Consider the following 12587-nt stretch of genomic DNA (forward strand, 5'->3'; position numbering starts at 1 on the left):
GTTGTGCCTTCAGGCCTAGCCTCACGGCGCCACAAGAGCTGGAGAGGGCGGTGGGTGAGGAACAGGACCTTGCACAGCAGGAGTTGGCGCATAAGGCGGCATCCCCTGCCCAGGTCGATACACAGGCATTTCAGGTTGAGCGCCACCCGCAGTCGTCGGTAAGGTTGGCCTTGGATTCCCCCCACGCAGCGGGCCTCTAGAACCATTGAGCGCCGATGCTTGTTCAGCATATATCGCCAGACTTGGGGTCGCCCCCGCTGTCCCTGCAAGAGCGGCTTGACCCTGAGCATTAGCCTGTTGGGTGTTGTTTGCTTCAGTCTGTGCAAGGTTGACACCGGCTGAATGCGCAGCTCGAGCGAGTTCCTCAAGAGCTATCGAATGTGAGACAAGAAGGGATGTGTATCGGCCCTCTACCTCGGTGGCCTTCGCGATCGAGTCGGCACCCTTCATTGAAGACTCTACAGCCTCGGACAAGTCATCAATTTTTGCGCCTTGCAATTCACCGGAAACCTGTTGCAAGGTATTCGCGGTCGCGCCGTACTCTCCGTCAACGACATTGATCATTACCACGGCTGTTTCCCCTCTAAGGAAGCCCAATTCAACGATCTGCCCACATTGGCCGATCAAGTTGTTGTAGGTACGGCAGTGGGTGAGCAGATCTCTCTACTCACCCACACGCCGTTTACGCGCAACACTCACGAGCGCTACGCATGAGTTGTATCAGCGGCCAGTAGCCAGGCCATTGAAGGTACGCGCACCCGTGTTATCGGTCACGACGTAGTTGCCGGCAAGCTGATCAACCAGACCTGCGAAGGCATCAAGGGCCTGCTGCATCTGGTGCATACCAGCGGTCCACTCACCATGCTTCTGGGTGTAGGACTCCTTCGCAGCACCTTCCCATGTGGCGCTACGTGCTTCAACGTCCTTATTGAACTGCTCAAGCTGGCTGAGCAGATCGGTCGCCTGCGTGCGCAGATCAGCCGAGACCTGCTGGAGCAGCTCCGGGCTTACGCGAAAATCTCCACCGTTCATTTCTTTTCCGATCTACTCACAGGTTCAGCATGGCTGCGCCGGTCTTGGCAACAGTCTGCTGGGCATCTTGTTCGTTCTGAATTGTCTGAGCGCCGACCGAGGCAAGTGCGCTATCGAAATCGGTCAGTGCCTGAGTGGTCTTGGACGAGCCAGCATCCCACTGCTCCATGACGGAGTTGAACGCCTGCGAGGCGCCACCCTGCCAACCACCGATAGCGGTAGCGACCTCACCCTTAACCTTTGCGTTCAAGCCCTGCAGGTAAGCCTGCAGGTTAGTGACAGCTGTGCGAATGGCATCATAGCTGGCTTGTTCCGCAGAAATATTTGCACCGCTCATGGTCCACCCTCCTAGTTTGTCGTTCGGGTCCCCCCGAAGTCTTGCAGTGATCGACCCTCTGTAACGGAGGGCACAATCGCGATGTCGGGTATTACATTATCGAAGCGATCTGGGAATGCAAATACAGGTTTCATGAAACCAGCTAGGCTTAAGGCAGCACTATTGAGCAAAGGAACCTCATGGCAAGCACTACCGCATCCAGGCCTCCAGCCCTTATGCCCGTTAGCATTCGCATGGGTGAGAGCACCGTCGACATGTCGGTCCCAACGAACGTTGCACTGGCCGAATTTGCCCCAAATATTGTGTCACAAATCACACAATTATCGGCCAGTTCTGCCTCTCAGGGATACCGAATTACGAATTCTCAGGGCCGAGTTCTCGATCAGAGCCAGACCCTGATCAACCAGGGAATCCAAGCCGGATCCGTTCTGATTCTGTCCAAAATCGGCGACAGCACACAGGATTTGCGCTATGACGACTTAGTCGAGGCCGTCGGAACCGCAGTCGAAAACGATCAGGCTCCATGGAATTCTGACAATTCGGTAGATCTTAGCACACATGCTTCTGCGCTGTTGGTCCTTACAGCAGCCGTTCTGATCTTCACCGGAGGCCGAGGAAGCTACCTTGGTTTAATTACCGGATTGGCCGGAACTTTACTGGCTTCTCTAGCCTGCGCATTGATTTCACGCTCAACCCAGCGTCTTGCTCCCCTCTCTCTTGCGCACTCAATTCCAATCCTTGCCGGTAGCGCGGTCATGAGCGCAATCCCTGGCTCTTGGTCAGCCCTTCCACTGGCTGGCTTTGGAATTGCAGCAATGGTCAGCGCAGCAATTCTGCTGATCGTTCTTCCTAAAACCTTGCACGGCTCCATTGCTGCGCCCCTCACCTATGGCTTATCAGCAGCAACAATTGGCTTGCTGACGGGATTTGCACACCTTTCAACCCAGCGCTCGGCAAGTGCGGTCTATACCTTATTAATAGTGCTTATTTTGATCGCCCCCTGGTTTGCGATGGCTCGAATTCCTATTCGCGTGACAGGAAACCCCGAAACTATCGACGCCTACCAGGTTGTTCGCAAGGTAAACGACGGTCATATCCTGACCATTTCTCTTAAAACTGGCGCTTCGCTGGGAATCTTGATCTGCGTTCCGCTTCTTCTTGATACCCGCTACTCACTACTCCTTCTTATCTGCGGAGGCGTTGCTCTTCTGCTTTCAACGCGGTCCTTGCGTTCACGGGTCGAGGTCCTGATCGGTGCGATTCTGGGCATCATCCTGATCCTTGTCAGCGCAATCGGTAGCGCAATCCTTATGCCTCAGGCACTCATTCCGATTGTCCTATTGCTCTTCATTGCAACCGGCCTTGTCTTGGCACTGACCGTTATCGATCCGAAGATGCGCCCATGGGTCACTCGAATTGCTGACACTCTCTCGCTTATCAGCTTGCTGGCACTGGTGCCCATCACGACTCTGGTATGGGGGGTCCTGTAATGCCATCAAACAAGGACATCCTTGAAGCGCAACGTTTCAATCGTCGCCGCCTAGTCACGGCATTCACCTCTGGCACTCCCGGAGGAAAAGAACTCGAATCAAAATCAACCACTCGCCCTCTAATCGTTGGGGCCTCGCTTGCCGCACTTGCAGTTCTCATAGCAGTTGCTGTCGGTAGGTTCATGCCGACGCTTCCCAGCGGCTGGCAAGACTCGCACCTCATCATCACGAAGGGTGAAGGTGCACGCTACTACTCGATCGAAGGAACACTTCGCCCCGTTTCTAACGTCACCTCCGCCAAGCTTCTCAGCGAAAGCGGAAAGCTTGTGACCTCCTCGGTTTCGACCTCCTCGCTCGAGGGAATTCCCCGCGGAAGCGCGATCGGCCTGAGCGATGTTCCCGACGACATCCCAACTGCAGACCAACTGCACTCCTACGACTGGACCGCATGCGCGGCCTCGTCTGGAATCAAAACTTGGGTTGCTGGTAACCCCGAGGGCCTGAGCAACGCAACCAGCGCCCTCGTTTCCAACGAAGGAAGGCTCTACCTGGTCACAGGTGGGGTCCGCTACCCCATCGAAATTGCGCACGCACAAGCCATTGTCAACGTGCTCGACCTGTCCGGACGCACTATCACCCCGGTGAGTGCAGCTTGGCTGAACTTGTTCACCGAAGGGTCAACTTTGGCACCCGTCGATATCCCGAACCTCGGTCGCCCGGTTTCAGGCATGTCGCCGCGAATCACCGCAGCGCAGGTCGGAACCATCATCGAGGTCGACGAATCCGGCACACCGCGTCGCTTCGTCATCACTGACGACGGGACTATTACTCCGCTGACGGACTTCTCCTACAAGCTCTACCAGGCCTCGTGGGCAGACCGTGGAAGTCCGCAAAACCTCATGATTGACCTCTCAGAGCTGGCATCACTGACGGTGAATAACCAGGGTGTCATCCCCTCGGATTGGCCCAGCCAGGTCGGTGAAGTTCTGGGGGCCGATGCAGCGCCATGCGCTCAGCTGGTCGTGAACCACTCCAAGGCAGAGACCGTTCTTAAGTCCATTCCTACCTCCGAGCTCACTCAACTTCACCCGCGCGAGGTCAATGTTCGAGGCGGTTCAGGTGCACTGGTCCGTTCCTCCTCCGGTGGTTCAAGCGGTCCTATCGTGTTTGTCTCTGACATTGGTAAGGCCCACGGTTTAGGAAATAACCCCAGCGATTCGCTGCAACGCTTGGGACTGCCCGAAACTGCGGTCTCTCCCCTTCCAGCAGCATGGCTTGCACTCATTCCTGAGGGTCAAGAACTCACTTCCGCTGCAGCTTGGGAAACGGTTGGTGCTCAGTGAATCGACTAACAAATTGCACGCTAAGTTCTCTTGCTGCACTGGCGCTGTGCGGCGCAGTTGCGCTTCCTTCCGCATATGCGGATACGCCCACACCGGGCGAGACTCAGGGAAGCGACCAGACGAACTCGCAGCAAAAGCGAGGATCCGCCACAAAACAGCCCGAGGAAGGCTGCCAAATCGGCGTCGACAAGTGGATCACTCAGCCACCTTCGGCCTACTCATTCCTCGGAATGAAAGAGGCCCTGAAACTCTCGCAGGGCCAAGTGCGCGTCGCGATCGTTGATTCGGGTGTTGCCGCAGGAAACGCCCACTTTAAGGACGCAGTTGAGCCGGGTATCGACCTGGTTGAGTCTGGTGACGGACGAAAAGATACCTTTGGACATGGCACCGCAATCGCCGGACAAATTGCCGCGCGAGAAGTATCAGGTTCGGGCGTCGTCGGTTTTGCCCCGCAATCCACTATCGTCCCCGTACGCGTCTACGTTGACTCCAGTGACGACGCCAAGCGCGCGGGCAAGGGGCCGACAGCTGCGCGAACAGCCGACGGCATTCGTTGGGCTGCCGATCAGGGAATTCGTGTGATCGTTGTCCCGCAATCCTTGACCTCTGACGATGTCGCCCTGCGCACAGCCACCCAGTACGCGCACTCGAAGGGCGCGCTCGTCGTGGCCTCGGCAGGCAATGTCGAGCAAACCCAGTCGGGAGCGCAAGACACAGCGGTCCGCTTCCCCGCGGGATACCCCGAGGCCCTGTCCGTGACCGCGGTCGATGCGCAAGGTAACCCCAGCCAATCCGTCGTCCATGGAACCCACGTAGAAATCGCTGCACCCGGTTCGCAAATTGCGTCGACCTTCTTTGCAAACGGTAACTGCATGTTCGCAACGCAGGGAGCCTCTACCTCATATGCGACGGGATACGTTGGCGCGATTGTTGCGTTGATTGCTGCAAGGTATCCGAACGAGACCCCAGATCAGTGGAAGTATCGCCTTCTGGCAACCGCACTTCGTCCAAGCCCTTCCCAGCGCACTGCCGAAGAGGGATGGGGAATCGTCGCGCCCTTCAACGCGCTCAATTTTGTCAACGACGGGACCATGCCCGGACCCACAAATCCCTTGTATCCACCGATTCAAAAGACCGCAGATCCGGTTATGGTGAAACCTGATCTTCCGGTTGATACGACGACTCCGCGTCGAATGTGGGCACTGGGAATCTCCGGTGCGGGCCTCACGATTGTTGTCGCAGTGCTCTTGATTCGCAGGTTGCGCAGTAAAGAGGCCTGAGCCGGCGTATGCCGAATTTCAGAGTGCTTAGTGCTGCTCTTTATTCGTATTTGCGTCGCCCTGCCGGGTCTACCCATTACCTTGCTGGCCGTTACCCTGCTGGTTCTTATCGCCCTCTTGGTTCTGGGTAGTGCCATTTTCGGGAATTGTCACGCAATTCTTAGTGGGCTGCGAGGCGCGCCCATTCTCGGCCACTGACACGACCTCGATGCACACCTCACCTGGGACCGCCTTCACCGACACTGCATTCTGACGCGTCTCAGCAACCGCATCATCTGCACCCGGTTTTGAAACGGTATAGACATAACGCCTATGCCCAGCCGACGTCGTCCCAACCGCGGGATCAGTCCAACTCCACTGAATATCCTCACCATTCACGCGTGCAACCAGTTGGTCAACAGCAGGGGGAGGAACAGCAATCGGGTCTTCACCCTGTGATCCTGGCGTGGAAGAGCTACTTGCCGAGGCCGTAGGGGAAGAAGTCTGATTCCCCACCCCAATGATGCTGCCTCCCCCCGTCAGCATTGCAACGATCACGGCGCCCAAAACGACCATTGCCATGACGACAAGCGCGATAATTGCGATGATCCTCTTCGGGCCCGAACGTCGACCATCTGGGAGATAACCCAGGGGGTGGCCGGTATCGAAGGTATTTTGAGTAGTATGCCCCGGAGCGTGCCACGAGTCGGGGGCAGGTGCATATCCTGCACCAAATTGCTCACTGGCTGCACCACCCACTGACGAATCCTGCTGGTGGAGACCAGCGAAATTCTGTTGATTTTCCGAGGTTGGTGTCGGATCTTGCATACCCGAAAGCGAGGCATCGGCGGGCTTCGACTGCATCTCGCTAGAAGCACTCCCTGCCACTGCGTTCCCACTGACCGGATTGGTTAGGGATGCGGGCGAAGGGGATGCGGCCTCGGCAGAGGCGGAAGCGGCAGCCTGCCCCAGGTCAAGGGAAGGCGCACGCAAACGCGTTCGCTCGGCATCGATCGAGGGCATCGCACGCAGACGGGTTGCCTCATCTTGAGCCACATTCGGGGAATTTTCGCCTTGGACAGCCCCCCACGAAGCCGCAGTGTCATCAGCGGTACCAGCCGAAGAGCCATGAGCACCAAAACTGCCTACGGTATTACCGTCACGCAGCTCCATCTTGGTGACCGGGCGCCCCATGAGGGTCTGAATATCTTGAAGCTGACGGCCCAGTTCAGCCGCTGAGGCAGTCCTCTTCCGGGGATCCAGCTGCATTGCGTGGCGTAAAACGCGCTCAAGTTCCTTGGGGGCATCCGGGCGAGAAAGCCCACGGATGCGTCCCTCATAGACTCGTGCAGCCACCGAGGCAGCACTATTGTCACCAACCGGATCCTCGAATGGGCTACGCCCGCTGAGGAATGTCCACAAGGTTGTCGCCAGTGCCCACACATCCTGAGTCGGATGCGCGTGAGTGGAGCGATTGTGTTGTTCAGGCGGAGCCCAGAGCACTGAGAAGCCATCTAGGCTTCCTTTTTCCAAAGCTCCAATACGAGAGGCAACGCCGAAGTCTCCCAAGACGGGGTAGTTGTAGGAGTCGAACATGACGTTCGCAGGCTTGATATCACGATGGACATAGCCATTACGGTGGAGCATCTCAACGCCACCGCACAGGCGAATGACGACATCAAGTGCCCGATCGACCGCCATCGGCATTCGGCGTACCTGTTCGGCAACGTTTGCAACCGGACAGAACTCCATTTCCAAATAGGGACGGCCATCGGCTGAAGTCCCAATCGAATACAACTCCACGACGGCGGGGTGGCCGGCAATGGAGGTCATGACATCGGCCTCGTGACGGATTTGCGCGTACTCAACCTGGTCACCCACAGAGCGCGCAACCTTCACCGCAACTTCACGCGCAGGAAGCTCCTGGCGGTAAAGGTGAACGTCAGCGAAACCTCCAGACCCCAGGGCTCGCAGCCAGGTGTGACCGGGAAGCTCGGGAGGAGGAAGACGCCGAGAGGGAACCGAAGGGGTCATGAATGCTTACCTCTGAAGGGATGACGAAGACGGCGACGAAGTACGCCCATCGGTGAAGCACCGTGCTTTTGGCGGTAGCGCGCGCTGAGTGAGGACAAGGAAAGCGCGCGGCGAATCCGGGTCCAGCGAGTTGCATTTTCGCGCAGCTCCTGCGTCAGCTCATCAACAATCTGCCAGGAATCAGTCGCTTGTTCGGGCTGAACCTCGTCACCAGAGAAGTCAGCCGTATCTGCCCAACGAGCAACACGAACAGGCCGGGGAAGTTCTTCGCCAAATTCATACCACTGAGGGGTTGAGGTGCTGCTCTTGGCTGCGCTTGCTGGCCACAACGGTGACGTCGTGAGCATCCACGCGGCCTCTTGACGAGTAAGGTCGGTCGGCACGACAACGCCGGCATCGCGTGCTAGATCAACAACTTCGTCCCATGAACCTGTCAGTGCCTGCGGAGGCGCGGACCAGCGGCGCTTCTTGGTACGGCGACTCTTCGCCAGAACAATAGCCAGAAGCGGGATTGCGATGATTGCAAGAATTCCACTACCGGTAGCAATGATTCGCCACGGAATCTTCAGACGCGAGTCATCATTCGAATCTGAACCACGATCGGTAGTTGACGGGGGAAGTTCCGCGGGCTGTTCGGGTGGCTCTGGCGGTTGAAGAACCTGAGGACGCGGCACAGAACGCGGCTTCGGGACATCGGTTTGTGGCACTTGGTCGCGCGGTGGAGTCGGGTCGAAAACTGCCCAACCGACTCCTTGGAACTCGACCTCAACCCAGGCGTGGACATCCGAACCGCGAAGATCGACATCGCCGCCCTTCGACTCATTCGGATAGGCGCCCATGACGACCCTGGCGTTCATACCGAGGTTGTGCAGCATCAGAGCCATGAGCACGGAGTACTGCTCATCGTCACCGATCATCTGCTCGCCTTCAAGCATGCGGCTCAGGCGGTCAGCTCGGTTACCCGGGCGTGACTGAGCATTGTCTTCATTCGAATAGAAGCCTTCTTCCTTCAGGTAGCGTTCGATCGCGCGGGCCTTTGCAAGATCGCCCTGCTCGGCTGCTGAGATCTGAGTCGCCAGATCACGGACCGAATCGGGAACGCCTTTATCTCCGCCGCGATAGGGAACAGCACGGGTTCCTGACAGCTGACCATCCGACCAGATCGGAACAACCGTTGAATCCATGGAGTACACCATGGTTCCACCCTGAACGTTCTTCGATGTCGAAAGTGCAGCATTCGCCCACATGTCGTAGTAGAGACCATCAGCGAGCGTACTCACGACGGCGGCATTCGGATTCCCCTCTTGTTGGTTCGCTTGGGTACCAGAAGCTGACGCCGATTGATCGAAATTTATGGTTGAAGGCGTACCGACGATTGGAACCCAAGGGCCAAGGAGCTGCGACGTCGTTAAAGTCATATGAGCTGACGAGCTGCCTTCGGGAGCCTGCTGCTGTGGCAAGGTCGATCCTACGTGAATAAAGCCATCGGAGGGACCAGTTCCCGGATCACTCATTGTCATGGTCGTTCCGTCGTAACTATCCATGACACCGATACGCACGCGCGCGCCTTCTGGAAGACCATCCACGTGGATTAAATTCTGCTCTTGCAAGTCAACGTTGTAGTGACGGAAAGCAGACAGCGGAGAGGGATACTGACGCGCATCCAGCGGGGGTTGGACGACATCGCGAAGTACAACGCGGGTGTACCACGGACCATAGGCATTAGTAAGCGGAATAGCAGCAGCGGCAACAACCGCAATGACCAGTGCGCCACCGGCGATTTGGCGACCCAAGTGGATACTTCCTTGAGACCCACCTTGAGTGGTCTCCCCCAGTGTCGCGGAGGTATCCGATGCAGTTCCACCACCGACACGAACATCCAATCCGGCCTCGAGTCGACGGTACTGATCTGCCCATGCACACCAGCCCAAGGCAAGTGCCCACCATGCGGCGATGAGCCAAATACTCGGGAAGGTACCGCCCTTACCCCAAGCAATGCCGATAACTCCCATAATGGCCACGGGAATAACTGCAGCAATTGCACGCCCAGCGCGAAGCACCAATAGCGCCGAGATGAAGGAGCACAGCAAACCACTCAGCCACGGGACCATTGCTGGACCGACGTAGGAAGAGGCAGGCGGGGTGATAGTCAGCAGGTCCTTCCACGCATAGACCACCTGCAAAACCAAGAGCTGCAGGGTGCGTGGGGTAGGAAGCCCGTAGAAAGTCGTTGAGGGGTACGCCGCAACACCGCCAATAAGGAAGTGAGCTGCGATCAGCCCGGCAATAGTCGATAGCCAATCCCAGCGCCAGAAGCTCGAGGCCCAGGCAACGAAAAGCCCCGCAGCAACGCCGGCTGCAGCGGCACGCAAGCCAACCCATGAGCCAAAAACGGCCTCGTGAACCCAAATGGTGGGAAGGAAAAGCAGAACTAGACCAATGAGGAACCAGGCGGGCAGACCTCGGCGAGAGATCTGGAAGCCTGCGCGAGCGCCCAGGTGAAAACCGGTGGTGGTTTGAGACATCAGGCCAAACCTCCCGCAGCAACCAAGCGAGGAAGATCCTCAAGAGTCGGACAATCAGCCAAAGTTCCGTGGCTCAGGCGACGCAGCTTCGGATGGCCGGGGCGAACTCGAACCACCGCACTGCGCACATCCACCGGAATGGCATTCAGCAGGTGAGAAGCCTGATCGTCATCAACCGTTGGCGCAGCAATGACCGTGACAACCGAAAGACCGGGACGCTTAGCAATCGCCTCACGCAGACGCGCCATAAGATCAGCTTCACCCGAGTCTTGAATCTTGCACATTGCATCGAGCATGCGTGTTGCAGCACTGGTCGTAACCCAATCGGTGGCGGTCGTCAAAGACACGGTCCGAGAAGCAGCCATGTCGGCAACGACCAAAGAAGCCGCAATCGATACAGCGTTTTCGAAAGAATCTCGGTCATTCCACTGTCCCAGACGCGTATCCAAAACAACCAAATGGTGCGAACGTCGCGTTTCCTCAAACTGGCGAACAACAAGGCGCCCGGTGTGAGCGGTCATTGGCCAGTGGACATTTCGGCGGTCATCACCGGGAACATAGTCACGAAGCGCGTGGAATGAGACATCAGAGGATGACAATTTCGCAGTCGTGACACCCTCAACATCAGCGTGGATACCCGTCGCATCGAAAGGAACGCGAATGGTCTTCGGGTGGACGTACAGGGTCACCGGTTGAGACCAGGTGCCAATTCGACGAATCAGCCCCAGAGGATCAGCGCGAAGTGCACGCGCGGGGCCAACGGTCACCAGGCCTCGGCGATGGGTAACGACAGAGAACACTTCACTCCAGACTCCCTTTCCCGGAAGAGGAGGAACCAAGAACTGAAGTGCAGATGAGGCAATCGGAAGCTCGATGAGACCGGAGCGCGCACGGCGATCCGACATATTCTCAGCGGTGATCTCGCCAACCGCGGTTTGACCAGCAACAATGCGCTGACGCGGAAGTCGCACTGAAACCTTGTGAGGGGAAGGAACAATCACCCACACAACGGCGATGAGGAAGGCAATAAGGCATGCGCAGGCAACGAAGAAAGCTTCGACCCAGCCAAAAGCGCGCGACACGATGGCTGCAATGAGTGCCGAGAAGAGCACAACCCAGCCAACCGAGGTCACCGAGCGAGCCGCATGACGCAGGTACTTCACACCCGGAACAGTCCCCAAAGATTGCGCGAAACGCGAGATTCCCTGGCGCAGTCCGTCCAAGCTTGTCTTCACATTCGCGCGTGCCGAGGCGAAGACTGAGCTCTTTGCCGAGCGTGCACTTGCGTCTTTCGAACTTGCACTCCGTTTAGTGGAGGAACGTTTTCCTTGACGGCGTCCGCTATCGAGGTGCTCTCCTCCGGGGTGCTTTGCGCCGCGGCGCGAACCGGAGGTACGCGAAGCGGCAGGAGCTTTCGGAGCCGAATGCTTAGCCACGATCACCCACCTTCACGCCTTGGACTTCCCTGATACGCATGTTCAGGCGCTCACCGCCGGAGCGGGGACGGAGGAAAGAGCACGCGCAATAACACCTTGAGCGGTTGCACCGGAGAAGGCCGCGTCGGGATCGACAACAATTCGGTGTGCCCACACGGGAGCGGCCAAGGCCTTGATGTCATCAGGAAGCACGAAGTGACGGCCCTGAGCAGCGGCCCATACGCGTGCACAACGAACCATACCGATAGCACCACGAGTCGAGACACCCAAGGTAGCGGAATCATCGTCGCGCGTGGCCTCGGCAAGGGCTGCAACATAATCCAACACTGCGCGCTCCGTATGCGTCTGCGCGGCGAGTTCAGAAAGGCGAACCACCTGTCCGCTCTCAAGAAGCGGCTTGAGACGCTTGGAACGGTCAGGGGCTGCGGAGCCATCAAGGATTTCAGCCATTGCCGCGCGCGAGGGGTAGCCGACCGAGGCCTTCATCAAGAAGCGGTCGAGCTGCGCTTCGGGCAGCGGGTAGGTTCCAGCCTGTTCCACCGGGTTCTGAGTTGCAATAACCATGAAGGGACGAGGCGCGGCATGGCTGACGCCATCAACCGTCACCTGTGCTTCTTCCATGACCTCAAGGAGAGCGGACTGGGTCTTCGGCGACGCACGGTTGATTTCATCAGCAAGGACGATAGAGGCGAAGATCGGGCCGGAACGGAAGTGCCACTCATTGTTCTTCTGGTCGTAGACGTTCACGCCCGTAATGTCCGCAGGGAGCATGTCGGGGGTGAACTGAATACGCGAGTGTGTACCCGCAATTGTTGCTGCGATCGCGCGAGCAAGAGCGGTCTTTCCCGTACCGGGAGCATCTTCAAGAAGAAGGTGTCCCCCGGCGAACATAGTCGTTAGAGCCAGGCGAATAACCGGTTCTTTGTCCAGCAGCGCCTGAGAGATACCGCCGACCAAACCGGCGAAGGTTTCGGCGAAACGCTGGGCATCTTGCGAGCTAAGCGCCATGGGAGGGACTCCATTCATCTGTCGGTAGTGAGTGTTCAGTTCTTAGGCGAATATTTTGGATGAGCTGAGGTCTTTGGGCGGTGAGCCCGAAGCTCTCATCGTATGTCGGGGATCCGGTTGCGT

The 12587-nt window shown here is 57.7% G+C and carries 10 protein-coding genes; 3 read left to right on the forward strand and 7 right to left on the reverse strand.

The genetic code is table 11. The features are described from left to right. Nucleotides 1-21 precede the first annotated feature (21 nt). From RW023_RS01800 to RW023_RS01810, 3 genes are all read right to left on the reverse strand, one after another. Nucleotides 22-564 carry a hypothetical protein gene (locus RW023_RS01800; protein ID WP_315579660.1) on the reverse strand — a complete coding sequence of 181 codons (543 nt, stop codon included), beginning with the start codon at nucleotides 562-564 and terminating at the stop codon, nucleotides 22-24. Between the two features lie 156 nt (nucleotides 565-720). Beyond that, nucleotides 721-1032, reverse strand: a complete 312-nt coding sequence (locus RW023_RS01805) for a WXG100 family type VII secretion target (protein WP_315579614.1) — start codon at nucleotides 1030-1032, stop codon at nucleotides 721-723. A 16-nt stretch (nucleotides 1033-1048) separates the two neighbouring features. Beyond that, nucleotides 1049-1369 carry a WXG100 family type VII secretion target gene (locus tag RW023_RS01810; protein ID WP_315579615.1) on the reverse strand — a complete coding sequence of 107 codons (321 nt, stop codon included), beginning with the start codon at nucleotides 1367-1369 and terminating at the stop codon, nucleotides 1049-1051. A gap of 179 nt (nucleotides 1370-1548) precedes the next feature. On the opposite strand from RW023_RS01810, the gene RW023_RS01815 reads away from it, so the two are divergent. Genes RW023_RS01815 through RW023_RS01825 form a run of 3 tightly spaced genes read left to right on the forward strand, consistent with a single transcriptional unit; the run spans nucleotide 1549 to nucleotide 5482 of the window. After that, on the forward strand, nucleotides 1549-2859 hold the full coding sequence (locus RW023_RS01815; RefSeq protein ID WP_315579616.1) for an EsaB/YukD family protein: 1311 nt from the start codon (nucleotides 1549-1551) through the stop codon (nucleotides 2857-2859). Beyond that, entirely contained in the window at nucleotides 2859-4202 is a 1344-nt protein-coding gene (gene eccB, locus RW023_RS01820) for a type VII secretion protein EccB (RefSeq protein ID WP_315579617.1), read from the forward strand. Before RW023_RS01815 ends, eccB begins: the two co-directional genes overlap by 1 nt. Further along, on the forward strand, nucleotides 4199-5482 hold the full coding sequence (locus RW023_RS01825) for a S8 family serine peptidase (protein WP_315579618.1): 1284 nt from the start codon (nucleotides 4199-4201) through the stop codon (nucleotides 5480-5482). The genes eccB and RW023_RS01825 overlap by 4 nt, the downstream gene beginning before the upstream one ends. Nucleotides 5483-5551: 69 nt before the next feature. Here the strand turns inward: RW023_RS01825 and RW023_RS01830 are convergent, their stop codons facing one another. Genes RW023_RS01830 through RW023_RS01845 form a run of 4 tightly spaced genes read right to left on the reverse strand, consistent with a single transcriptional unit; the run spans nucleotide 5552 to nucleotide 12464 of the window. Beyond that, nucleotides 5552-7495, reverse strand: a complete 1944-nt coding sequence (locus RW023_RS01830; protein ID WP_315579619.1) for a serine/threonine-protein kinase — start codon at nucleotides 7493-7495, stop codon at nucleotides 5552-5554. Further along, a complete protein-coding gene (locus RW023_RS01835; RefSeq protein WP_315579620.1) occupies nucleotides 7492-10020 on the reverse strand; it encodes a transglutaminaseTgpA domain-containing protein in 2529 nt (842 codons plus the stop codon). The genes RW023_RS01830 and RW023_RS01835 overlap by 4 nt, the downstream gene beginning before the upstream one ends. Beyond that, nucleotides 10020-11456 carry a DUF58 domain-containing protein gene (locus RW023_RS01840; RefSeq protein WP_315579621.1) on the reverse strand — a complete coding sequence of 479 codons (1437 nt, stop codon included), beginning with the start codon at nucleotides 11454-11456 and terminating at the stop codon, nucleotides 10020-10022. The genes RW023_RS01835 and RW023_RS01840 overlap by 1 nt, the downstream gene beginning before the upstream one ends. A 42-nt stretch (nucleotides 11457-11498) precedes the next feature. After that, nucleotides 11499-12464: a MoxR family ATPase gene (locus RW023_RS01845; RefSeq protein WP_315579622.1), complete on the reverse strand. Its 966-nt coding sequence runs from the start codon at nucleotides 12462-12464 to the stop codon at nucleotides 11499-11501. Nucleotides 12465-12587 lie beyond the last annotated feature (123 nt).

Source organism: uncultured Actinomyces sp. (assembly GCF_963542285.1).
GTDB lineage: Bacteria > Actinomycetota > Actinomycetes > Actinomycetales > Actinomycetaceae > Pauljensenia.